Source organism: Streptomyces sp. P9-2 (assembly GCF_051903975.1).
GTDB lineage: Bacteria > Actinomycetota > Actinomycetes > Streptomycetales > Streptomycetaceae > Streptomyces > Streptomyces cellulosae.
Genome location: NZ_CP192633.1, coordinates 1224259 through 1246901 on the forward strand (window position 1 = coordinate 1224259; position 22643 = coordinate 1246901).

The 22643-nt window shown below is 73.0% G+C and carries 21 protein-coding genes and 1 pseudogene; 6 read left to right on the top strand and 16 right to left on the bottom strand.

Annotated elements, in window-relative coordinates; translation table 11 throughout:
* Window positions 1–82: 82 nt before the first annotated feature.
* Window positions 83–1165, bottom strand: coding sequence for an aspartate-semialdehyde dehydrogenase (locus ACQY0Z_RS05715; protein ID WP_439811919.1), 1083 nt, complete (start codon window positions 1163–1165; stop codon window positions 83–85).
* Window positions 1165–2442: an aspartate kinase gene (locus ACQY0Z_RS05720; RefSeq protein ID WP_189897573.1), complete on the bottom strand. Its 1278-nt coding sequence runs from the start codon at window positions 2440–2442 to the stop codon at window positions 1165–1167. Before ACQY0Z_RS05720 ends, ACQY0Z_RS05715 begins: the two co-directional genes overlap by 1 nt.
* Before the next feature lie 601 nt (window positions 2443–3043).
* On the opposite strand from ACQY0Z_RS05720, the gene ACQY0Z_RS05725 reads away from it, so the two are divergent.
* Complete coding sequence (locus tag ACQY0Z_RS05725) at window positions 3044–3661, top strand: ankyrin repeat domain-containing protein (RefSeq protein ID WP_137207520.1); 618 nt, start codon at window positions 3044–3046, stop codon at window positions 3659–3661.
* 27 nt (window positions 3662–3688) lie between these two features.
* Here ACQY0Z_RS05725 and ACQY0Z_RS05730 read toward each other — a convergent pair whose 3' ends face one another.
* From ACQY0Z_RS05730 to ACQY0Z_RS05740, 3 genes are all read right to left on the bottom strand, one after another.
* The gene (locus ACQY0Z_RS05730; protein ID WP_189897575.1) at window positions 3689–4348 is read right to left on the bottom strand and encodes a DUF5063 domain-containing protein; all 660 of its coding nucleotides are present in this window, start codon (window positions 4346–4348) and stop codon (window positions 3689–3691) included.
* A complete protein-coding gene (recR, locus tag ACQY0Z_RS05735) occupies window positions 4341–4940 on the bottom strand; it encodes a recombination mediator RecR (RefSeq protein WP_019524300.1) in 600 nt (199 codons plus the stop codon). The genes ACQY0Z_RS05730 and recR overlap by 8 nt, the downstream gene beginning before the upstream one ends.
* Before the next feature lie 90 nt (window positions 4941–5030).
* Window positions 5031–5372, bottom strand: a complete 342-nt coding sequence (locus ACQY0Z_RS05740) for a YbaB/EbfC family nucleoid-associated protein (RefSeq protein WP_078492938.1) — start codon at window positions 5370–5372, stop codon at window positions 5031–5033.
* A gap of 337 nt (window positions 5373–5709) precedes the next feature.
* On the opposite strand from ACQY0Z_RS05740, the gene ACQY0Z_RS05745 reads away from it, so the two are divergent.
* Entirely contained in the window at window positions 5710–6453 is a 744-nt protein-coding gene (locus tag ACQY0Z_RS05745; protein WP_347225853.1) for an SLATT domain-containing protein, read from the top strand.
* 247 nt (window positions 6454–6700) lie between these two features.
* On the opposite strand, the gene ACQY0Z_RS05750 is transcribed toward ACQY0Z_RS05745, so the two are convergent.
* Complete coding sequence (locus ACQY0Z_RS05750; protein WP_439811920.1) at window positions 6701–8554, bottom strand: serine/threonine-protein kinase; 1854 nt, start codon at window positions 8552–8554, stop codon at window positions 6701–6703.
* Window positions 8555–8805: 251 nt separating this feature from the next.
* Here ACQY0Z_RS05750 and ACQY0Z_RS05755 point away from each other — a divergent pair, with 251 nt between their 5' ends.
* The 3 genes from ACQY0Z_RS05755 to ACQY0Z_RS05765 all read left to right on the top strand — a co-directional run bounded on the left by ACQY0Z_RS05755 (window position 8806) and on the right by ACQY0Z_RS05765 (window position 11805).
* Window positions 8806–10161: an aspartate aminotransferase family protein gene (locus tag ACQY0Z_RS05755; protein WP_254587979.1), complete on the top strand. Its 1356-nt coding sequence runs from the start codon at window positions 8806–8808 to the stop codon at window positions 10159–10161.
* A gap of 151 nt (window positions 10162–10312) precedes the next feature.
* A complete protein-coding gene (locus tag ACQY0Z_RS05760; RefSeq protein WP_189897582.1) occupies window positions 10313–11083 on the top strand; it encodes a GntR family transcriptional regulator in 771 nt (256 codons plus the stop codon).
* Between the two features lie 71 nt (window positions 11084–11154).
* Window positions 11155–11805, top strand: a complete 651-nt coding sequence (locus ACQY0Z_RS05765) for a hypothetical protein (RefSeq protein ID WP_254587980.1) — start codon at window positions 11155–11157, stop codon at window positions 11803–11805.
* A 3-nt stretch (window positions 11806–11808) separates the two neighbouring features.
* Here ACQY0Z_RS05765 and ACQY0Z_RS05770 read toward each other — a convergent pair whose 3' ends face one another.
* Window positions 11809–12099 carry a hypothetical protein gene (locus ACQY0Z_RS05770; RefSeq protein WP_189897584.1) on the bottom strand — a complete coding sequence of 97 codons (291 nt, stop codon included), beginning with the start codon at window positions 12097–12099 and terminating at the stop codon, window positions 11809–11811.
* Between the two features lie 102 nt (window positions 12100–12201).
* Window positions 12202–13485, bottom strand: a complete 1284-nt coding sequence (locus ACQY0Z_RS05775; RefSeq protein WP_026243734.1) for an adenylosuccinate synthase — start codon at window positions 13483–13485, stop codon at window positions 12202–12204.
* A 186-nt stretch (window positions 13486–13671) separates the two neighbouring features.
* Between ACQY0Z_RS05775 and ACQY0Z_RS05780 the strand changes: the two genes are divergently transcribed.
* The gene (locus tag ACQY0Z_RS05780; RefSeq protein WP_189897586.1) at window positions 13672–14535 is read left to right on the top strand and encodes a diacylglycerol kinase family protein; all 864 of its coding nucleotides are present in this window, start codon (window positions 13672–13674) and stop codon (window positions 14533–14535) included.
* 29 nt (window positions 14536–14564) lie between these two features.
* On the opposite strand, the gene ACQY0Z_RS05785 is transcribed toward ACQY0Z_RS05780, so the two are convergent.
* The 8 genes and pseudogenes from ACQY0Z_RS05785 to ACQY0Z_RS05820 all read right to left on the bottom strand — a co-directional run bounded on the left by ACQY0Z_RS05785 (window position 14565) and on the right by ACQY0Z_RS05820 (window position 22641).
* On the bottom strand, window positions 14565–15785 hold the full coding sequence (locus tag ACQY0Z_RS05785; protein ID WP_189897588.1) for a cytochrome P450: 1221 nt from the start codon (window positions 15783–15785) through the stop codon (window positions 14565–14567).
* 54 nt (window positions 15786–15839) lie between these two features.
* Window positions 15840–16274 carry a VOC family protein gene (locus tag ACQY0Z_RS05790; protein WP_439811921.1) on the bottom strand — a complete coding sequence of 145 codons (435 nt, stop codon included), beginning with the start codon at window positions 16272–16274 and terminating at the stop codon, window positions 15840–15842.
* Between the two features lie 25 nt (window positions 16275–16299).
* Window positions 16300–16965, bottom strand: a complete 666-nt coding sequence (locus ACQY0Z_RS05795; RefSeq protein ID WP_189897592.1) for a response regulator — start codon at window positions 16963–16965, stop codon at window positions 16300–16302.
* The gene (locus tag ACQY0Z_RS05800) at window positions 16962–18317 is read right to left on the bottom strand and encodes a sensor histidine kinase (protein ID WP_254587982.1); all 1356 of its coding nucleotides are present in this window, start codon (window positions 18315–18317) and stop codon (window positions 16962–16964) included. The genes ACQY0Z_RS05795 and ACQY0Z_RS05800 overlap by 4 nt, the downstream gene beginning before the upstream one ends.
* Window positions 18318–18432: 115 nt before the next feature.
* A pseudogene (locus ACQY0Z_RS05805) lies at window positions 18433–19096 on the bottom strand (response regulator).
* Window positions 19093–20445 carry a sensor histidine kinase gene (locus ACQY0Z_RS05810; protein WP_439811922.1) on the bottom strand — a complete coding sequence of 451 codons (1353 nt, stop codon included), beginning with the start codon at window positions 20443–20445 and terminating at the stop codon, window positions 19093–19095. Before ACQY0Z_RS05810 ends, ACQY0Z_RS05805 begins: the two are co-directional and overlap by 4 nt.
* A complete protein-coding gene (locus ACQY0Z_RS05815; protein ID WP_189897597.1) occupies window positions 20438–21628 on the bottom strand; it encodes an acyltransferase family protein in 1191 nt (396 codons plus the stop codon). The genes ACQY0Z_RS05810 and ACQY0Z_RS05815 overlap by 8 nt, the downstream gene beginning before the upstream one ends.
* A complete protein-coding gene (locus tag ACQY0Z_RS05820) occupies window positions 21625–22641 on the bottom strand; it encodes an alpha/beta hydrolase (protein ID WP_347225848.1) in 1017 nt (338 codons plus the stop codon). Before ACQY0Z_RS05820 ends, ACQY0Z_RS05815 begins: the two co-directional genes overlap by 4 nt.
* Between the last annotated feature and the right edge of the window lie 2 nt (window positions 22642–22643).

Here is a 22643-nt window from a genome sequence, read left to right on the forward strand (position 1 = left end):
CGCACAGATCCTACAAATGAATCCTCTGTGATCCAGAACTTTTTCCGCCCGGCCGCCGGCGGCACGGGGCCGCCCTCCCGTGTCAGGCGCCCTTGCGCTCCGCCGCGACCAGTTCGGCGATCTGCGCGGTGTTGAGCGCGGCCCCCTTGCGCAGGTTGTCCCCGCACACGAAGAGCTCCAGCGCCGTGGGGTCGTCCAGGGCCCGGCGCACCCGGCCGACCCAGGTGGGATCGGTGCCGACGACGTCGGCGGGCGTCGGGAACTCCCCGGCGGCCGGGTTGTCGAAGAGGACGACGCCGGGGGCGGTCGCGAGGATCTCGCGCGCCTTGTCGACGGTGACCTCGCCCTCGAAGCGGGCGTGCACGGTGAGGGAGTGCACGGTGACCACGGGGACGCGGACGCAGGTGACGGCGACCGGGAGGGCGGGCAGGCCGAGGATCTTGCGGGACTCGTCCCGCACCTTCATCTCCTCGGACGACCAGCCGTCCTCGCGCAGCGACCCGGCCCACGGCACGACGTTCAGCGCGACCGGCTCCGGGAAAGGACCGGTGTTGTCGCCCACGGCCCGCCGTACGTCGCCGGGGTTGGTGCCCAGTTCCGTGCCGGCGACCAGGGAGAGCTGCTCGCGCAGGGTCCGCACGCCGGCCTGCCCGGCGCCGCTGACCGCCTGGTACGACGAGACGACCAGCTCGCGCAGGCCGAACTCGGCGTGCAGCGCGCCGAGCGCGACGATCATCGACAGGGTGGTGCAGTTGGGGTTGGCGACGATGCCGCGGGGACGGCTGCGTACCGCGTGCGGGTTGACCTCGGGGACGACCAGCGGCACGTCCAGGTCCATGCGGAAGGCGCCGGAGTTGTCGACGACGACCGCGCCGCGCGCGGCGGCGACGGGCGCCCACTCGGCGGAGACCTCGTCGGGCACGTCGAACATGGCGACGTCGACCCCGTCGAAGGCGTCCTCGGTGAGCGCCACGACCTCGACCTCCTCACCGCGCACGGCCAGCTTGCGGCCGGCCGAGCGCGGGGAGGCGACGAGCCTGATCTCGCCCCAGACGTCCGCGCGCTGGGACAGGATCTGGAGCATGACCGTGCCGACGGCCCCGGTCGCTCCCACGACCGCGAGCGTCGGCCGCCCGGAACGCCCGGGTCCTGCGGTCCCGGTCATCAGCGGCCGGTGCCTCCGTAGACCACGGCCTCGTCGCTGTCGGAGTCCAGTCCGAAGGCGGTGTGCACGGCGCGCACGGCCTCCGGCACGTCGTCCTTGCGGGTCACGACCGAGATGCGGATCTCGGAGGTCGAGATCAGTTCGATGTTCACACCGGCGTCGCTGAGCGCGGTGAAGAAGTCGGCGGTGACCCCGGGGTTGGTCTTCATCCCCGCGCCGACCAGGGAGATCTTGCCGATCTGGTCGTCGTAGCGCAGGGAGTCGAAGCCGATGGCGCCCTTGTTCTTCTCCAGGGCGTCGATGGCCTTGCGGCCCTCGGACTTCGGCAGGGTGAAGGAGATGTCCGTCAGGCCGGTGGACGCTGCGGACACGTTCTGCACGACCATGTCGATGTTGATCTCGGCGTCCGCGATGGTGCGGAAGATCGACGCGGCCTCGCCGGGCTTGTCGGGCACGCCGACGACCGTGACCTTGGCCTCGGAGGTGTCGTGTGCGACACCGGAGATGAGAGCCTGCTCCACCTGCTTGTCCCCTTGCTCGATCGGCTCGCTGCTGACCCACGTGCCCTTGAGTCCGCTGAAGGACGAGCGGACGTGGATCGGGATGTTGTACCGGCGGGCGTACTCCACACAACGGTGGAGCAGCACCTTGGAACCGGAGGCGGCCAGTTCGAGCATGTCCTCGAACGAGATCCAGTCGATCTTCTTGGCCTTCTTCACCACGCGGGGGTCGGCGGTGAACACACCGTCGACGTCCGTGTAGATCTCGCACACCTCGGCGTCGAGCGCCGCGGCGAGGGCGACGGCGGTGGTGTCGGAGCCGCCGCGGCCCAGCGTGGTGATGTCCTTGGTGTCCTGGCTGACGCCCTGGAACCCGGCGACGATGGCGATGTTGCCCTCGTCCACGGAGGCCTTGATGCGGCCCGGCGTGACATCGATGATGCGGGCTTTGTTGTGGACCGAGTCGGTGATGACACCTGCCTGGCTGCCGGTGAAGCTCTGGGCGTTGTGGCCCAGGTTTTTGATCGCCATGGCCAGCAGGGCCATGGAGATCCGCTCTCCGGCGGTCAGCAGCATGTCGAGCTCGCGGCCGGCAGGGATCGGGGAAACCTGCTCGGCGAGATCGATCAGCTCGTCCGTCGTGTCGCCCATCGCGGAAACCACGGCGACCACCTGGTGGCCGTTCTTCTTGGCTTCCACGATCCTCTTGGCGACGCGCTTGATGCCTTCGGCATCGGCTACGGAGGAGCCTCCGTACTTCTGCACGACAAGGCCCACGTGCGCTCCTCGCTCAGTCCGTCGTTGTCCACAGTCCGCCCACATATGTGTGCGCTGCGGTCCGCTCAGTCTATCGACGTCCGAAAATCCACCCTTCGCGATATCGCATGGTGAGACATCGGCCGTCCGCGAGGGGCTCCTGCCCAGCCCCACGCCCACCACTCGGAAAAGTGCCCCGCGTCACACCGCACCCGGCCCTTTTCGGTCGGTATCACCCTCACGGCCAGCGGGTGGTTCAGTGCGCAATAACCGCATTTCCGATCGTGTTACGTTCCTGCCGCGTCGAACACACCCACCGGGCCTGACCAGCCAGGTCGACGCGCACAGGCCGCCGTCGCCCGACCGGCGCGGCGGTACGAGGGGCACGTTGCACGGGGGACACATCCATGACCGACCCGGGCACCCCACAGGCGCTGCGGCACCTGTGGGCGTCGCCGGCACTGTTCGTGCTGGGGGCGTTCGTCGCGTTCAACGTCGTCGGAAGCCGGGAGGCGGGGTGGGCCCTGGGTCGTACCGCTGTCCCTGTCGGCGCTGATGACGGTGCTGTTCGCGATCAACGAGGGGTTCCCCGGTATCGGCGCGGGTGGCCCATGATCGGGGCATGACGAATCCTACGGCGAGGTCGGAAACGCTGCCCCTGGCGGCGAAGGACAACCGTCCGGCGGAGGTCGCGCGGCTGCTGGCCTCGGGGGTCGGTATCGACGCGATCGACCGGGAGGGGCGCTCGGCGCTGGATCTCGCCGTGCAGGAGGGGCACGCGGACGTGGTCCGGCTGCTGCTCGCCGCCGGGGCCGACCCGGAAGGGCGCGCGGGCCCGTACCACGAGCTGACGCCGATGACCGAGGCGGCGATGTTCGGCCGCGCGGCGGTGGTCGAGGCGCTGATCGACGCCGGGGTGTCCACCGGGGCGCAGCGCGTCCGCAGCCCTCACGTGCCGCTGGTGCTCGCAGCGACCTGCGGGCACCCGGACGTCGTGGAATTGCTGCTGGACCGCGGGGCCGACATCGAGGACCGGGACTTCAAGGGGCGGTCGCCTCTGGAGTGGGCCGTCTCGTTCGGGCAGGTCGAAGCGGTGCGGCTGCTGCTCGCACGCGGTGCCGAGCCCACGGAGCGGGCGCTGGCGGACGCGCGCAAGGCCGCGGAGGGGACACCGGAGCGGGCCGAGGACCGCGCACTGGTTCTCCGGGCCGTGGAGGCCGCCCGGGCCGGAGGCCGGTGAAGGGCGTGAAGAGCTGCCGGTGCCCGGTTACTGGACCGGGCGCATGCGCAACGGGGTGCCGATTTCCTCGGCCATGACCCTGCCGGCCTCCGCCTCCAGGGCCTCGTCGCCCAGGCCCTGGTCCGTGTCCAGGCCGTCGAGTTCCGCGAGGGGCTGGTTCAGGCGGACGTGGGCGACGACCGACTGGAGGGCGCGGAGGGTCGCCGACGCGGTGGAGCCCCAGTTGGAGAAGTAGGAGAACTGCCACCACCACAGCGCCTCCGACGTGCGGCCCGCCTTGTAGTGGGCCATGCCGTGGCGCAGGTCGGTGATGACGTCCGTGAGGTCGTCGGAGATGCGGGCCGGGACCGGGGCCTTGCGCGGCTCGTACGGGTCGAAGACCTCGGAGTAGACGTCGATCGGGTCCAGCAGCCGCGCCAGGTTCTCGCGCAGCTCGTCCACGTCCGGCTCGGGGCCCATGTCCGGCTCGTAGCGCTCGTCGGGGACGATGTCCTCGTGGGCGCCGAGACGGCCGCCGGCCAGGAGCAGCTGGGAGACCTCCAGCAGGAGGAAGGGCACCGCCGAGTCCGGCTCGTCGCCCTTCGCGACCTCCGTGACGGCCACCAGGAAGCTCTCGATCTGATCGGCGATCTGGACCGCGAAGTCGTCCGGGTTCTGCTCGGTCGCGTGCAGCGTGGCGTCAGACATCTAGGAGTCGTCTCCCCTCGAAGGCGCGGCCGAGCGTGACCTCGTCCGCGTATTCCAGGTCGCCGCCCACCGGGAGGCCGCTGGCCAGGCGGGTGACCTTCAGGCCCATGGGCTTGATCATGCGGGCGAGGTACGTGGCCGTGGCCTCGCCTTCGAGATTGGGGTCCGTGGCGAGGATCAGCTCGGTGACCGTGCCGTCCGCCAGCCGGGCCAGCAGCTCCCTTATCCGCAGGTCGTCGGGGCCCACCCCGTCGATCGGGCTGATCGCCCCGCCCAGCACGTGGTAGCGGCCGCGGAACTCACGCGTGCGCTCGATCGCGACGACGTCCTTCGGCTCCTCCACGACACAGATGACCGCGGGGTCGCGCCGGGTGTCGCGGCAGATGTTGCAGTGCTCCTCCTGCGCGACGTTCCCGCACACCGCGCAGAAGCGGACCTTCGCCTTGACCTCCATCAGCGCCTGCGCCAGACGCCGTACGTCCGTCGGCTCCGCCTGCAGGATGTGGAAGGCGATCCGTTGCGCGCTCTTGGGACCGACGCCGGGAAGCCGCCCCAGCTCGTCGATGAGGTCCTGGACCACGCCTTCGTACAACGGACTGCCGTCCTTCCTGATGTTCCTTCACTACGTACGGTAGAGGGCCGCGGCCCCGCGCAGAAGCCCCCGCAGGCCGGGAAGCCCCGGTCAGAAGGGGAGGCCGGGGATGCCGCCCCCGCCGAGGCCCTGGGCCAGCGGGCCGAGCTTCTGCTGCTGCAGCGTCTGCGCGTTCTCGTTCGCCGCCTGGACCGCCGCGACGACCAGGTCCGCGAGGGTCTCCGTGTCCTCGGGGTCCACGGCCTTCGGGTCGATCTTCAGCGCCCGCAGCTCGCCGGAGCCGGTGACGGTGGCCCGCACCAGACCGCCGCCCGCCTGGCCCTCGACCTCCGTGCGCGCCAGCTCCTCCTGGGCCTTGGCCAGGTCCTGCTGCATCTTCTGGGCCTGCTGGAGCAGCTGCTGCATGTTGGGCTGGCCACCACCGGGGATCACGATTCGCTCCTAGGTCGGTACGTCGCGTCGGTACGTCGAGTCGTACCTCGGCTCGCTTGGTCCGTCCGGGTGCGAGGCCGCACCCTCGGCACGAGCCTACGTGCTCGGGACCGCCGTCGCCCCGGCACTCTTTCGGGTGAGTCTCCTCCCGGGCCCTATACCTGATCACGGCCCCCTTCCGGGCGTAAAAGCGCGCGAACCCCCGACGCGCCCACCCGTTGGGCGGTAGGAAGGGCCCGGCGCGCGAGCACCACGCGTGACCGGCCGACCGCGCACGGTGTGCGCGGGGCGCGGGCGCGCGGGGTCGGTCAGGTCGCATCAGGAGGGGAGATACCGGGTGGGTCAGCCGGAGATGCAGCCCGAGGGTCGGCCTCACGACGGGCGGGGCGAGGGCGCGGCGGGGCGGCGCCCGGGCGACCCCGTCGGCCGGGCGTTCCCGCTCGGCGACTGGGGGGAGCCGGCCGCGCGGCTGGACGAGCTGTACCGGTGGGTGGAGCGCGGGGCGCTGGACACCGCCGCGTGGTACCTCGAGGACCGGATGTGGAAGCGGCGGTGCGCGTGGGCCCTGCGGGGCGGTACGGCGGCGGGGGCGCTGGCCGGGGCCGCGCTGCCGCTGCTGGATCTGACCGGGGCGGCGGAGGGGGTCACTCCGTGGGGGTATCTGGCGCTGCTGGTCGCCGTGGCGTGTGTGGCGGCTGACCGTTTCTTCGGGATGACGTCCGGGTGGATGCGGGACGTGGCGACCGCGCAGGCTGTGCAGCGGCGGCTGCAGGCTTTTCAGTTCGACTGGGCGTCGGAGTGTGTGCGGGAGGTGCTGGGGCCCGCGGAGGGGACGGCCAGCGAGGCCGCGGAGCGGTGTCTGACGGTGCTGCGGCGGTTCACGGAGGACGTGACGGAGCTGGTCCGGGTGGAGACGGCGGACTGGATGCTGGAGTTTCGGAGCGGGGTGCCGTTGGGTGTGCGGAACTCCTTGGCCGGCGGGGGGCGGGCCGAGACGGCGTTGCCCGTCGGGCGGTTCGCGGCTGCGCCCAACGGGGCTCGGCCGAACATGCCTCGGCAGCGGCCGCCTGAGGCGCGGTGAGGGCGTTTTTCGCACGCGGTGCGTTCACCGGCGCCGGGGCGGGGCTGGGCGGGGTGTTGCGCAACCCGGCGTGTGCGGGGTGCCGCTGCGCCCACCCGTGCCGCCCCTAGCGGCACGACTGCCCGCAGCTGCGGCGCCTCAAGGGGCGCGGGGAACTGCGCGACCAGCCACGGACCACCCGCACCCGGCGTTGCAGGGGTGCCGTCTGCGCCCAGCGGCACGGGTGCCCGCAGACGGCGGGGGGACGTCAGTCCCGCGTGTACGTCAGCTGCTCCCCCGTCCCCGTGCTGGTACGGCGGAGGGAGCCGTCCGGGAGGAGGGTGATTTCGCTCGGGCTGCCGGGGGTGCAGGCGCTGCGGGGTTCGCCGACCGTGACCGTGGAGGGGCCGATCCGGAGGTCGCCGCCCGAGGTGCCGGTGAGGCGGGCCTCGAAGACGCAGTGGTAGGTGCCGCTGCCGGTGGGGCCCTCGGCGACCAGGGACATCACCGCGTCGCCGACCTCCCCCTGCTGCACGGTGAGGCGGCGGCTGTGGGAGCCGCTGTCGTTGTCGATGGTGGTGGACCAGCGGCCCAGGAACTCCTCCGGGACCGACCCGTCCTCGGGCGCGCTGCTGCTCGGTGAGCGCGTCTCGGAGGGCGGCACGTCGTCGGCGGTGGACGCGTCGCCCGTGCTCTGCGATGCGCTGCTCGGCGCGGCCGGCGTCGACGGGTCGCCGCCCGCCCGGTCCTCGCCGCGGGCGCCGCTCATCAGCGCGTACACGCTGCCGCCCGCGGCCAGCGCCACCACCAGCGCGATCACCACGAGCAGCGCGGTGGAGCGGGTGTCGCGGCGCGGTTCGGGGGCGGGCGGGGGGTACGGACCGTAGGGCGGCGGGCCGTAGGGCGGGGTGCCGTTCACGCCGTACGCGTAGCCGCCGTACGCCGGCGGGTGCGGGTGCTGCCGCGGGTGGCCGTAGGCGCCTCCGCCGCCCGCGCCCGGCACCGGTCCCGGCGGCGGGGCCGGGTCGCCGCCCTGGCCGACCACGATGGTGGGGAGGTGGTTCACGCCGGGCCGGCCCGGCGGGGGCGGGGCCGCGCCGTCGTCGGCGGCGCGCGCGTGCTCGGCGGGCGCGTCCCCTCCCGGCTCGCCGGAAGGCACCGGCTTCCCGAGCGACACCGGCTCCCCGGAAGACCCCGGCGCGTGCGGATCCTCCGCGTCCAGCAGCCGCACCGCGTGCCGCCCCAGCTGGGCGACCAGCGCGGAAGGCAGCCACGGGTCGCGGGAGCGGCCGTCGGCCACGGTGTCCTCCGCGCCCGTGGCGGACAGCACCTCGTCGAGCGTGGGCCGGGCCGCCGGGTCCTTGCGCAGGCACGCCTGCACCAGGTCGGCGAGCCCTTCCGGCACCTGCGTCAGGTCCGGCTCCTCCTGCGCGATGCGGAACATCAGCGCGTGCACCCCGCTGTTGGCGGTGCCGAACGGCAGCGACCCGGTCGCCGCGTAGGCGAGGACCGAGCCGAGGCAGAACACGTCGCAGGCGGGCGTGATGCGGTCGCCGCGCACCTGCTCGGGCGCCATGAAGCCGGGCGAGCCGACGAGCGCGCCGGTGCGGGTGAGCCCGCCGTCGGTGACCGTCTCCAGCGCGCGGGCGATGCCGAAGTCGATGACGCGCGGCCCGTCGATGGTGACGAGCACGTTGGACGGCTTGAGGTCGCGGTGGATGATCCCGGCCGCGTGGATGTCCTTGAGGGCGTACGCCAGACCCGCGCCGAGGATGCGCACCGACCGCTCGGGCAGCGCCCCGTGGTCGTGGCCCACGACCTGCTGGAGGCTCGGCCCGGCGACGTACCCGGTGGCCACCCACGGCACGGCCGCCTCGGTGTCGGCGTCCAGCACGGGCGCGGTCCAGTCGCCGCCGACCTGCCGGGCGGCCCGTACCTCCTGGCGGAAGCGGGCGCGGAACTCCTCCTGCCGGGCCAGCTCCTCGCGGACCAGTTTCACGGCGACGGTGCGCCCCCGGTCGGAGCGGGCGAGGTAGACCTGGCCCATGCCGCCGGCGCCCAGCCGTGCGAGCAGCCGGTAGCCCCCGATCGTCTGCGGATCCCCGATCCCGAGCTGGTCCATCGCTGCGCCGCCTTCCCCCCGCAGTGAGCAACGGATCGAGGATAGTGGCGGGCCGGTGCCGGGTGAGCCGGCCGCCGTCTACGGTTCCGTAACAGGCGGGCCCAGGCGCTCGATCACCGTGGACAGGTGTTCCCACGCCCGCATCACCTCCCCCACCCCTCCCGCGTGTCGACAACCTGTCGCGGAAACCCCCGCACCGCAGACACCCCGCCGATGTCGCTCGTCCATCACCGCCGCCTACGCTCGGGCGCATGACCCCTCAGCCCAACCCCGAGGCCGGCGCCGCCGTCAAGGCCGCCGACCGTGCGCACGTGTTCCACTCCTGGTCCGCACAGGAGCTCATCGACCCGCTCGCCGTCGCCGGGGCGGAAGGGTCCTACTTCTGGGACTACGACGGCCGCCGCTACCTGGACTTCACCAGCGGCCTCGTCTACACGAACATCGGCTACCAGCACCCCAAGGTCGTCGCCGCGATCCAGGAGCAGGCGGCGAGGATGACGACGTTCGCGCCCGCGTTCGCCGTCGAGGCGCGCTCGGAGGCGGCCCGGCTGATCGCCGAGCGCACCCCCGGCGACCTGGACAAGATCTTCTTCACCAACGGCGGCGCCGACGCCGTGGAGCACGCCCTGCGCATGGCCCGGCTGCACACCGGCCGGCCCAAGGTGCTCTCCGCGTACCGCTCGTACCACGGTGGCACGCAGCAGGCCGTGAACGTCACCGGCGACCCGCGCCGCTGGGCGTCCGACAGCGCCACCGCCGGGGTCGTGCACTTCTGGGCGCCGTTCCTGTACCGCTCGCGCTTCTACGCCGAGACCGAGGAGCAGGAGTGCGCGCGGGCGCTGGAGCACCTGGAGACGACGATCGCCTTCGAGGGGCCCTCGACGATCGCCGCGGTCATCCTGGAGACCGTCCCGGGCACGGCCGGCATCATGCCGCCCCCGCCCGGCTACCTCGCCGGGGTCCGCGAACTGTGCGACAAGTACGGCATCGTCCTGGTGCTGGACGAGGTGATGGCCGGGTTCGGCCGCACCGGCACGTGGTTCGCGGCCGACCTGTACGACGTCGTGCCGGACCTGATGACCTTCGCCAAGGGCGTGAACTCCGGCTACGTGCCGCTGGGCGGCGTCGCCATCTCCGCGGAGATCGCGGCCACCTTCGCCACCCGCCCCTACCCGGGCGGCCTGACCTACTCCGGGCACCCGCTGGCCTGCGCCGCCGCCGTCGCGACGATCAACGTGATGGAGGAGGAGGGCGTCGTCGAGAACGCGGCCTCCCTCGGCGCGTCCGTCGTCGGCCCCGGTCTGCGGGAGCTGGCCGAGCGTCACCCGAGCGTGGGCGAGGTGCGCGGCACCGGCATGTTCTGGGCGGTGGAGCTGGTGCGCGACCGGGAGACCCGGGAGCCGCTGGTGCCGTACAACGCGTCCGGCGAGGCGAACGCCCCGATGGCCGCGTTCGCCGCCGCCGCGAAGAAGGCCGGCCTGTGGCCCTTCGTGAACATGAACCGCACCCATGTGGTGCCGCCGCTCAACACGAGCGAGGCCGAGCTGAAGGAGGGCCTGGCGGCCCTGGACGCGGCTCTGTCGGTAGCCGACGAGTACGTGAGGTGACCGGCTGAGTCAGCGGCCTTCCGGCGGGCGCGAGGGGTCTCCCCTCGCGCCCGTTCGAACATCCGGCGCCGCGCCCGGACCGCGTAAGGTGGCGTGCCCGTGGACTTTTGCGAGCACGCCACTCGAACGCGATGAGGGAGACGCCCCGACCATGCCCCGCCTCGGCAACGTCGCCGTGACCCGCAGCACCCTGCGGCAGCAGATCGCCGACGCGCTGCGCGACGAGGTGCTGGCCGGGCGGCTCCAGCCGGGGCAGGAGTTCACCGTCAAGGAGATCGCCGACCAGTACGGGGTGTCCGCGACGCCCGTGCGGGAGGCGCTGGTCGACCTGTCGGCGCAGGGGCTGCTGGACGCCGACCAGCACCGCGGCTTCCGGGTGCACGAGTACTCCGCCGACGACTTCCGCGGCATGATCGAGGCGCGCAGCCTGGTCACCGAGGGGATGTTCCACGCGCTCACCCACGGCGGCGCGCCGCATCTGCGGCCCGACGAGCCCCGGCTGGCGGCGCACCTCGCGGGGGTGCGGCGGCGCGGCGAGGAGGCCCGGCGCGCGGCGCTGGCCGGCGAGGTCACCGTGCTGATCGGCTACGACCTGCGGTTCTGGCGGGAGCTGGCGTCCGCGTTCGGCAATCCGTACCTCACCGACTTCCTGCACCGGCTGCGGGTGCAGATGTGGGTGTACGTGGTGCAGCACCTGCGGCAGCTGCCCGATCCGCGGGGCCGGCTGTGGGCGCGTCACACCGAGCTGGTGGACGCCCTGACCGAGGGCGACACCGACACCGCGCGGGCCATCCTCGACGCGTACACCGCGTACTCCCTGTCCCTCGTGGAGGGCCTGACGACCGACGCGGCGGGTAAGGGACCTGTACGACGGCCCGCACAGGAGGATCCGCCCGCCCGGGACGCCGATACGCTTCCCTGACCGCTGTCCCGAACCGTCTTCCCGGACCCGGACGTCCCACCCGACGACCGCGCGATGCGAGGAGTGCTCTTTTGGCCTGTGACCTGTGGCTGGTACCGCTCGTCGACGTGTTGTGCCACACGCCCGACAACCCCTTCGCCGAGGAACTCGCGCAGTACAACACGGTGCTGGCCGACGCGGGACTGCCGCCGGTGCCGGTGTACCAGTACATGCCGGGACTGACCGGCGACGTCGCCCCGGTCGCCGGGTTCGACTACGACGCCCTGCACTTCCTGCGGCGCGTGTACCTGCTCCAGGTCTGCGGCCTTCCGGTCACCCCGGTGGACGAACTGGGCGGCGACTACGAGCAGTTGCTGGAGATGTTCGAAACCACGGCCCAGCAGTCGCATCTGGTGTGGCACTACGACCACGCGGGCGCGTACGTGCCCGTGGACTTCCCGAGCCCCCTGTCCAGCGACGAACTCCTCGCTGGGGGCGGCCCGTTGGGCTCCTCGCACGCGCTGCTGCGCGAACTGGAGTCGGTCGCCCCGTCGATCGGCATCGACCCGGCGAACCCGCCGGCCGCTCCCGAGCCGCCGCGGGCCCCCACCGAGCTGGAGGAACCGGCCGTCCCCGCCCCCTACGACCCGAGCCCGTTCGCCCGCGAACGCCACGTCTGGCTCGGCCTCCACGCGGCGGCCACCCGGAGCCTGGCGCAGGGTTCGATGATCGTCTTCAGCTGAGGGTCACCGCAGTTCGGAGAGCCCCTTCCGCAGGTCGTCCGCGTTCATCACCGGGGTCATCTCGACCTCGGCGTCGAACTGCGAGAAGAACGGCTCGCCGATGGGCGGGATCTGTGAGCTGTCCTCGACGTCGAGGACGAGCAGGCAGGTCCGGCGGCCGCCGAGCGGACCGAAGTAGGCGGCCTCGGGGTGGAGCCGCTCGATGGTCTCCCGCATCATGTCGGGCAGCTTCCCGCTGCGGAGGGCCTCGTTCGACTTCTCCGTGTCCAGCGTCGCCTTGAGCATCACGCGCATCGCACTCACCCTCTTCCAGGTCGATGTGCATGCCGCGTACACGTCCAGGCTATGCCTGTGCACCGGCGCCCGCCCGGGCGCCGGTGCACAGGGCGGCCGCTCCTAGAGGAACGAGTTGATCTCGATCGTCTCGGTGCGGCCCGGGCCCACGCCGATCGCGGAGATCGGGGCGCCGGACATCTCCTCCAGGGCCTTCACGTACGCCTGGGCGTTCTTCGGCAGGTCGGAGAAGGACTTCGCCTTGCTGATGTCCTCGTTCCAGCCCGGCAGCATCTCGTAGACCGGCTTCGCGTGGTGGAAGTCCGTCTGCGAGTAGGGCAGCTCCTCGACGCGCTTGCCGTCGATCTCGTAGGCCACGCAGACCGGGATCTGCTCCCAGCCGGTGAGGACGTCGAGCTTGGTGAGGAAGAAGTCCGTCAGGCCGTTCACCCGGGTCGCGTAGCGGGCGATGACCGCGTCGAACCAGCCGCAGCGGCGGTCACGGCCGGTGGTGACGCCCCGCTCGCCGCCGATGCGGCGCAGCGCCTCGCCGTCCTCGTCGAACAGCTCCGTCGGGAACGGTCCGGCGCCCACGCGGGTGGTGTACGCCTTGAGGATGCCGATGACCCGGCTGATCTTCGTCGGGCCCACGCCGGCGCCGGTGCAGGCGCCGCCCGCGGTCGGGTTCGACGAGGTGACGAAGGGGTACGTGCCGTGGTCGATGTCGAGCAGGGTGCCCTGGCCGCCCTCGAAGAGGACCACCTTGTCCTGCTCCAGCGCCTCGTTCAGCACCAGCACGGTGTCGGCGACGTACGGCGCCAGCTTGTCCGCGTAGCCCAGCAGCTCCTCGACCACCTGGCCGACGGCGATCGCGCGCCGGTTGTAGAGCTTGGTGAGCATCTGGTTCTTGACGTCGAGGGCCGCCTCGACCTTCTGGGTGAGGATCGACTCGTCGTAGAGGTCCTGCACCCGGATGCCGACGCGGTTGATCTTGTCGGCGTAGGTCGGGCCGATGCCGCGGCCGGTGGTGCCGATCTTCCGCTTGCCGAGGAAACGCTCGGTCACCTTGTCCACCGTCACGTTGTACGGCGTGATGATGTGCGCGTTACCGCTGATCAGGAGCTTGGACGTGTCGACGCCGCGCTCGTTCAGACCGCTCAGCTCGGAGAGCAGGACCGACGGGTCGACGACGACGCCGTTACCGATGACCGGCGTGCAGCCGGGGGACAGGATTCCGGAAGGGAGCAGGTGAAGGGCGTACTTCTGATCGCCCACGACCACCGTATGGCCGGCGTTGTTGCCGCCCTGGTAGCGCACCACATAGTCGACGGAACCACCGAGAAGGTCCGTCGCCTTTCCCTTGCCTTCGTCACCCCACTGAGCACCGAGCAGCACAAGTGCGGGCACGCGCGTACACCCCTTCCGGGCGGGGCATGTCCAAGGTCAGGGGCGCACACGGAGGATCTCCGCCGCGTGCACCGCGACCACCGTTGGCCGCCAACCGTCGGACCGGATGCCCCGGAATAGACGAAGCCCCTGGCGCAATAGCGCAAAGGGGCTCTTGCACAAAGATGCTACCCGAGGAAGCGAGGCATGGCCGAGGTGGCGACATCCGGGACTTCTTCCGCGACGTCCGATCAGCTTCTGGTGGTCATCGATCCGGTCGCCCGGCGGGCGGACGGCGAGTCGGTCCGGATCGCGCGGGACGTGCTCCGCGCGGGTGCGGCGGGCGCGAAGGTGTGCCTGCCGGACGGCCCCGAGGAGTTCGCCCGCGCGCTCGCCCGGCGCGGCTCACGGCGTCCCGTGGTGGTGGGCGACGACCGGGCGCTGGTGCGGGCGGTGGAGCTGCTGCACCGGCACCGGGAGCTGGCCGGGTGCGCGCTGTCCCTGGTGCCGGTGGGCGGCTCGGTGTCGCTCGCCCGGGCGCTGGGCGTGCCGTGCGGGGCGGTGGCCGCGGCGCGGGCGGTGCTCGACGGGACGGAGCGGCGGATGGATCTGCTGGTCGACGACAGCGACGGCGTGGTGCTGGGCGCGCTGCGGATCCCTCCGCTGGGTTCCACGTCCCCCGAACGGCACTCGGCCGGCGGGGTGACCTGGCCGTGGCTGCAGACCTGCCGCTCCTTTGTACGCACGCTGGCCCCCGTCCGGCCGCCCGCCGCACCCGGGTCGGGGCCGACGCGGCTGCGGGTGGAGGTGGACGGGGAGACCCTGGTCGACCTGCACCAGTCGGTGGAGGCCGTCTCGGTCGTCCCCGGCGCCTCGGGCACGGCCCGCGTGGAGGTCCGCCCCGCCTCGGTCGGCGCGGAGGCGTCCCCCCTGTCGGCGGAGGCCCGCACGATCACGGTCTCCGGCGCCCACTTCCGCTACCGCGCCGACGCGACGGTCTCGGGCCCGGTCCGCACCCGCACCTGGGAGGTCCGGGAGGGCGCCTGGGGCCTGACGGTCCCGGCGCGCTAGGCACGGCGCCAGGCACGGCGTACGGGTCCTCAGGCCACCTCGACCTCCAGGCCCTCCAGCCCCCGGATCACGAAGTTCGGCTTGCGGACCGGTTCCGCGGCGAGGCGGAGGGTGGGGGCGCGGTCCAGGAGGGCTGTCATCGAGGCGGCCAGTTCGATGCGGGCCAGCGGGGCGCCGATGCAGTAGTGGATGCCGGCGCTGAAGGAGATGTGCGGGTTGTCGCGGCGGGCGAGGTCCAGGCGGGACGGGTCGGCGAAGACCGCCGGGTCGTGGTTGGCGGAGCCGAACAGCATCGCGATCTCCGCGCCGCGCGGGATCACCTGGCCGTCGATCTCGATCTCGTCCAGCACCCAGCGTTCGAAGAGCTGGAGCGGGGTGTCGTAGCGCATCAGCTCCTCGACCGCGGTGGGGACCAGGGAGTGGTCGGCGCGCAGGGCGGCGAGCTGGTCGGGGTGGCGGAACAGCGCCCACCAGCCGTTGACCGTGGAGTTCACCGTCGCCTCGTGACCCGCGTTGAGCAGCAGCACGCAGGTGGAGATCATCTCCTGCTCGGTGAGCCGGTCGCCCTCGTCGTGGGCGGCGATCAGGCCGGAGATCAGGTCGTCGCCGGGGTTCTTCCGGCGCTCGGCGATCAGGTCGCGCAGGTAGTCCGAGAACTCGACCGACGCGCGGACCGCCTTCGCCGCGGCCTCCTCGGACGGGTTCAGCTCGTACATCCCGCAGATGTCCGCCGACCAGGGGCGCAGCGGCGCACGGTCGGACTCGGGGATGCCCAGCATCTCCGCGATCACCGCGACCGGCAGGGGCTCGGCGACGTCCCGCAGCAGGTCGCCGCCGCCGGCCGCGACCAGCCCGTCGACCAGCTCACCGGCGAGCCGCTCCACGTACGGCCGCAGGCGCTCGACCGTGCGCGGCGTGAACGCCTTCGACACCAGGCGGCGGATGCGCGTGTGGTCCGGCGGTTCGAGGTCGAGCATGCCGTGGTCGTTGAGCGTGTGGAACGGCTCGTGCTCCGGCGGGGGCGGGGTGCGGCCGAACTCCTCGTGGCCGAACCGGTGCTGGTAGGTGCGTCCCAGGCGCCGGTCGCGCAGCAGCGCCGAGACGTCCGCGTGGTGGGCGACCAGCCACTGGTCGGTCGGCTCGAAGTACCGCACCCGGCCCTGCTCCCGCAGCTCGGCGTAGGCGGGGTAGGGGTCGGCGACGAACGCGGGGTCCCACGGGTCGAAAGCGAGGTCGGAAGGAGCTGCCATGGACGGACGGTAGACCGCCGCCCCGCCCTCTGACCAGGGGTGCCGGGCGTTCCGTCAAAGGGCGCCGAAGTCGGGCAGGGTGACCGTGCCGTCCTCGGCGAGGGGGAAGCCGGGGTTGTGGGCGACCTCCCAGGCGTGGCCGTCGGGGTCGGTGAAGGCGCCGGAGTAGAAGCCGATCTCGTTGAACACGGCCTGCCTGGTGACCGTGCCCCCGGCCAGGTCGGCCGCCGCGAGCAGCTCGTCCACCTCGGCGTCGGAGCGGACGTTGTGCGCGAGGACGATGCCGCCGAACCCGCCCGGCGTCCCCGGCTCGAGACCGCAGTCCCGGGCGAGCTTCTCCCGGCCCCACAGGACCAGGCCGAGACCGCCCGCCTGGAAGAAGACCGTCTCCTGGACCTCCTGGCCCCGCCAGCCCAGGGCCTCGTAAAAAGCCTTCGCGCGGGCGAGGTCGGTGACCCCCAGCGTGATCAGGGTGATGCGCTGTTCCATGCGGCTCACCCTAGGACGTGCGGGCTCAGCCCGGGGTGACCAGACGCGCCTCGTAGGCGAAGACCGCCGCCTGGGTGCGGTCGCGCAGGCCCAGCTTCACCAGGATGCGGCTGACGTGCGTCTTGATCGTCGACTCGGCGACCACCAGCCGTTCGGCGATCTCCGCGTTCGACAGGCCCTGCGCGATCAGCACCAGCACCTCCGTCTCCCGCTCGGTGAGGTCCCCGTACGCGGCCTGCGCGGACGGCAGCACGCGGGGTGCGTCGGACAGCTTGGAGAACTCGGTGATGAGGCGCCGGGTGACCGACGGGGCGAGCAGCGCCTCCCCGGCCGCGACGACCCGGACGCCGTCGGCGAGCTGACGCGCGGAGGCGTCCTTCAGCAGGAAGCCGGAGGCGCCCGCGCGCAGCGCCTGGTAGACGTACTCGTCGAGGTCGAAGGTGGTCAGCACCAGCACCTTGGCCGCGCCGTCCGCGGCGACGATCTCGCGGGTCGCCTCGATGCCGTTCAGCTCCGGCATGCGGATGTCCATCAGGACGACGTCGGGGGCGAGTTCGCGGACCTTGTCGACCGCCTGACGGCCGTTGACGGCCTCGCCGACGACCTCGATGTCCGGCATCGCGTTGAGCAGCACCGAGAAGCCCTCGCGCACCATCATCTGGTCGTCCGCGATCAGCACGCGAATGGTCATGCGTCACCCTCGTTCACCGCGGTGACCGGCAGGAACACCGCGACCTCGTAGCCGCCGTCCTCGGTCGGTCCGGCGGCCATCTCGCCGTTCAGCATGGCGACCCGCTCCCGCATGCCGGTGATGCCGTGACCGGCTCCGGGCGACGGCTTAACGAGACCCGGCTCCGGCATCGCTCCGTTGACGACACGAACGCCGAGACCGCCGAGAACGTACCCGATCTCCACACGGGCGCTCGCGCCGGGAGCGTGCCGCAGGCTGTTGCTCAGCGCCTCCTGCACGATCCGGTACGCCGACAGTTCCACGCCCTGCGGCAGCTCCCGCACGGCGCCGGTGACCACCTTCTCCACGGTCAGCCCGGCGTCCCGCACGTTGACCAGGAGGGCGTCCAGATCGGCGAGGGTGGGCTGCGGGGCGTCCGGGGCCTCGTAGTCCTCGGCGCGGACCACGCCGAGGATGCGGCGCAGCTCGGTGAGGGCGGCGACGGCGTTCTCCCGGATGGTGGCGAAGGCGCGCTCCAGCTCCTCCGGAGGGTTCTCCACCCGGTACGGGGCGGCCTCGGCCTGGATGGCGACCACCGACATGTGGTGGGCCACCACGTCGTGCAGCTCGCGCGCGATGGTGGTGCGCTCCTCCAGCAGCGTGCGCCGGGACCGCTCCTGCTCGGTGACGGTCTGCTGGGCGGTCACCTCCTGCTGGGCGGTGTGCCGGACGTGCCAGAGGCAGACCAGGAGCAGCGCGAACGCCGAGAGCACGAGCATCGGGGCGCCGTTGGTGTAGTAGTACGACCCGCCGAAGAGGATGTCCCCGAACACGACGTACAGGGCGGTGACGACCCACATCCACACGGCGGTGCGGGGCCGGGTGCGCAGCGCCACCACCACCAGGACCGTGAGGTGGGAGACGAACGAACCGGGCATCCACGGCCAGTCGGACCCGTCGCCGTTGAGCAGCGCGGTCAGCGGGCTCGCCACGAGGGACAGCCAGAACGCGCCGACCGGCCGGGTCAGCGTGGCGGCCACGGGCAGCGCGCACAGCAGTCCGGCCAGCAGGGCCCGGCCGTCGCCGCCCGGCTCGCTGCCGGAGACGGTGCCGACCAGCAGGGTGAGCAGCGCGATCGCCGCCACCACCGCGTGCGGGAGCCGTTCCGCGGCCGTGCGCGGCCGCGGGGGCAGCCGGCGCAGGAGCGGGCCGTCGGCCGGGCGGGGCGCCAGCGGGCGGTAGGCGAAGGGGTTGCGGAAGAGGTCCTCGCGGAGCCCCCGCAGCGAGTTCTGGGCCAGCCGGTACTCCGGGCTGCGGCGCCCGTCCCCGGAGCGGGGGGCGCCGGCGGGCTGCTGGTGCGTCGTCTCGGTCACGCTCACACGGTAGGCCGGGCGGGTGAGCCGGGTCGTCCCCGCTGAGAGGGGTTCCGTGGCGTCCGTCTGAAGTACTACGCAGGCCACGGCGGGTTACGCCACGGTACGCACCGGGTCAGTAACCGGAGGGACGCACCAGTCCCGACTCGTAGGCGAACACGGCCGCCTGGGTGCGGTCGCGCAGGCCGAGCTTCACCAGGATGCGGCCGACGTGTGTCTTCACGGTCTGCTCGGCGACGACGAGCCGTACGGCGATCTCCGCGTTGGACAGGCCCTGCGCGATCAGCGACAGGACCTCCGTCTCCCGTTCGGTGAGGTCGCCCACCTTGCGGCGCAGAGGGGTGCGGGGGCGCGGGTCCAGGCGGGAGAACTCGGCGATCAGCCGGCGGGTGACGCCCGGCGCGAGCAGCGCGTCCCCGGCGGCCACCACCCGCACCGCCTCGGCGAGCTGCTCGGCGGAGGCGTCCTTGAGGAGGAAGCCGGAGGCGCCCGCGCGCAGCGCCTCGTACACGTACTCGTCGAGGTCGAAGGTGGTCAGCACCAGCACCTTCACCTCGGGGTGGGCGGCGGTGACGCGGGCGGTGGCCTCGATGCCGTCCAGTTCGGGCATGCGGATGTCCATCAGGACGACGTCCGGGGGGGAGTTCGTCCACCTTCTCGACCGCCTCGAACCCGTTGACCGCCTGGCCGACGACCTCGATGTCGGGCTGCGTGTTCAGCAGCACGGTGAAGCCCTGACGGACCATCTGCTGGTCGTCGGCGATCAGTACGCGGATCATGCGGTGCCGTCCTGGGGGAGGGGGTCGGTGGCAGACGGGGCGGTCACGGGAAGGCGGGCCTCGACGCGGTAGCCGCGCCCGGACCAGGGGCCGGCGGTGAGCGTGCCGCCCAGCATGACCGCGCGCTCCCGCATGCCGAGCAGCCCGTGCCCGGCCCCGGCGGACGGCGGCGCCTCCCGGGTGGGGGCGGTGTTCACCACCTCCACCCTGAGGGCGCGCGGCCCGTAGGCGAGGGTGACGTGCGCGGTGGCGCCGGGCGCGTGCCGCAGCACGTTGCTCAGCGCCTCCTGCACGATCCGGTACGCGGACAGCTCCACGCCGGGCGGCAGCGGGCGCCGCTCGCCGGTGATCTCGGTGGTCACGGTGAGTCCGGCGGCGCGGGTGTTCTCCACCAGCGCCGCCAGCCGGTCCAGGGTGGGCTGCGGGGCGTGCGGGGCGCGCGGGGCGCGTCCGGACGCGTCGGCCGGGCCGTCGTCGGCCGAGTGCTCCGAGCGCAGCACGTCGAGGACGCGGCGCAGTTCGGTGAGCGCCTCGACGGCGTTCTGCCGGATGCCGGCGAGGTTCTCCTTCAGCTCGTCCGGCGGGTCCTTCACGAGGTGCGGGGCGACCTGCGCCTGGATGGAGATCACCGACATGTGGTGGGCCACCACGTCGTGCAACTCCCGCGCGATACGGCCGCGTTCCTCGAGCAGCGTGCGGCGGGCCCGTTCCTCGGCGGTGAGCGTGGTCTGCTGCTCCAGCTCGGCGCGGGCCTCACGGCGGCCGCGCAGGGCGATGCCGAGGACGACCACGACGGCGGAGAGGATCACCGCCAGAAGGCCGGTGGCCTGGTACCTCTGGGCGCCGATCCACCCCTGCAGCACCCAGGTGACCAGCGCGGTCAGGGCCAGCGCCTCCACGGACACCCGGGTGCGCACCCGCAGGGCGAGCAGCAGCATCACGAACATGTGCCCGATGAGGCCCGCCGAGGTCCACGGCCAGGTGAACGACTCGCCGTCGCCGACGGCCATCTCGGCGCGCACCGCGAACGCGCCCGCCACCGTCGCGGCCATCGACGTCCACCAGCCCGGGACCGGCCGCCACAGCGCGAGCACCATCGCCCCGCCGTGGGCGAGCGCGACGGGGAAGGCGATCCCGAAGGGGACCAGACCGTGGTCCTGGAGCTGCGGGAGGTCGCCGACGAACACGCCGAAGGCGGAGAGGCACACCACCCCGTGGGGCAGCCAGCGCAGCCAGGTCGACGGCGGCAGGGGGTCGACGCGCGCGGTCCCCAGGTCCTCGCGCAGAACGCCCAGCCACCGCCGTACGCGCTCCACCCCCGTGTCCGCCACGCCGTTCAGCCTAGACATGCGGGGCCCTCTCGGTCATCGGGCGGTGCGCGCGGACCACCGTCGACGGGCGTGCGCGCCCTCGCCGGCGGCCGCCCCGCTCCCAGGTGCGGAACGCGGCCCCGCACACCGCGAGGGCGAGGAGGAAGACCACCAGCCAGGGCAGCCGGGCGGCGACCCAGCCGAGGCCGTCGGGGACGGTGTGCAGACCCGGCAGCGGACCGGCCGGGAGAAGCGCGGCGGTCGTCGCCATCAGGGCGGTCTGGTGCCACAGGAACACCGTCATCGCGGACAGGTTGACCAGCGCCACCGCCGCCCAGGCGAGCGGCCGGCGCATGGCGCGGCGCAGCCGGTCCCGCAGCAGCAGCGCGAGCCCGCACTGGGCGAGGCCGAAGGTGACGGCGGCCAGGGTCGGCGGGTTGAGGTTGGACACCTCGGCCCCCGGCACCCCGACCATCGCGGCCGGGTACCCCGCCCACGCGACCAGCACCACCGTCGCCGCCGTACCGCAGCCCAGCAGCACCCACCCGGACCTGCGGCCCTCCAGCTCGCCCCGGGTCCAGGCCGCGCCCAGCGTGTACGGCACGAGCCAGCCCGCGGCGAGGTTCACCCAGCCCAGCGCGTCGGGGGCGCCGAGGCCGAAGCGGAGCACGTCGACGTGGAGGACGACGGCCAGCGGCCACAGCGGGTGCAGCCGGGCGACCAGCGGGGTCACGGCGGTGAGGGCGGCGAAGACCAGCAGGAACCACATCGGGGACAGCGCGAGCTTCACCAGCGTCCGCACGGTCGCGTACTCGGCGTCGGACAGCAGCAGAGCGAGCGTCACGGCCGTCCACAGGGTGAGGACGGCGACGACCGGCCCGAACAGCCGCGCCAGCCGGGCGTGCAGCCATCGCCGGTACGGCGTCCCGCGCTCCCGCGCCGAGGCGTACGAGCGGGTCGCGACATGCCCGCCGACCAGGAAGAACACGGCGAGTGTCTGGAAGGCCCAGGACACCGGGGCCAGCCACGGCATGTGCTGGAGCGGGCCGGCGGTGTGCAGCGTGCGGCCGTCCGCGACCAGCGCGGTGACCAGCCAGTGGCCGAGGACCACGCCCAGGACGGCGAAGGCCCGCAGGGCGTCCACGGCGCGGTCGCGACGGTCGGGGGTGGCCGCGTCGATGCGGGCGGCGGTGTCGCGCAGGGCGACGGGGAGGCGGGTCATCGGGTCACCTCCCGGGTGTGGCCGAGGACGATCCGGGTGAGGTTGGCCAGGGAGAGGGAGCCGGGGGCGAAGTAGTCGCTGTGTCCGCCGTCGCCGGCCGAGAAGACACGGGCGCCGTACTCCTCGGACACGGGGTCCGTGCCGAGGCCGACGGTGGTGCCGAACAGGGCGGTGTCGAGGTGCGGCACGTGCTCGACCCAGTCGGCGGCGCCGCGCGCGGCCCACACCCGCGCGCGGGTGCGCAGATCGGCGGCGGTGTCGGCGCCGGTGCCGGGGCTGCCGAGGAAGACCAGGTCGTCCACGTCGAGTCCGCCGGCGGCCCGCGCGCAGACCACGGAGCCGTAGGAGTGGCAGAGGAGGGAGACGCGGGCGCGAGGGGCGGCGACCGCGCGCAAGTCCCTCACAAGCGAGCGCAGTTCAGGGGCGGCCCCCTTCGCGCGGCCGGTCGTCGCGACCGAGGGGCTGAGCGTGCCGGGCGTCTCGTAGCCGAGCCACGCCACGACCGCCGTGCGCACCCCCGTGGGCGCCTCCCGCGTGAGCCGCTGGTGCAGGGCGACGGCGGTGGCGCGGAAGCGGGCGTAGGTGTCGATGCCGGTGTCGGAGCCGGGCACCAGGACGGCGACCCGGTCGGCGTGCGCGAGGTCGCCGAGCACCTCGGTGACCAGTCCGGCGCCGCGTCCGTCGAAGTACAGCAACTGCCGTTCGGCGAGGGCGCGTTCGATGGCCGCGTGGTTCCGGTACCCGTGCTCGGCCGCCGTACGGGCCGCCTCGGCGGCGTTGGCCCGGTGGGCGGCGTAGGTCGCGTCGAGTCCGGCGACGGCCGGGGACGGGAGCTGGGCGGGCGGCGGCGCGGGCGCCTGCGGGCGGGCGGCCCCGGCGAGGGGCACGGCCACGGCGGCGGCGACGAGCGCGGCGAGCAGCCCGCGCCGCAGCCGGCCCGCGAGGCGCTGTGCCGTGGCCTCCGCCGTGACCGGTCTCGTGCCCGGAGTCTCCCGCTCGCACCCCTGCTCCATCG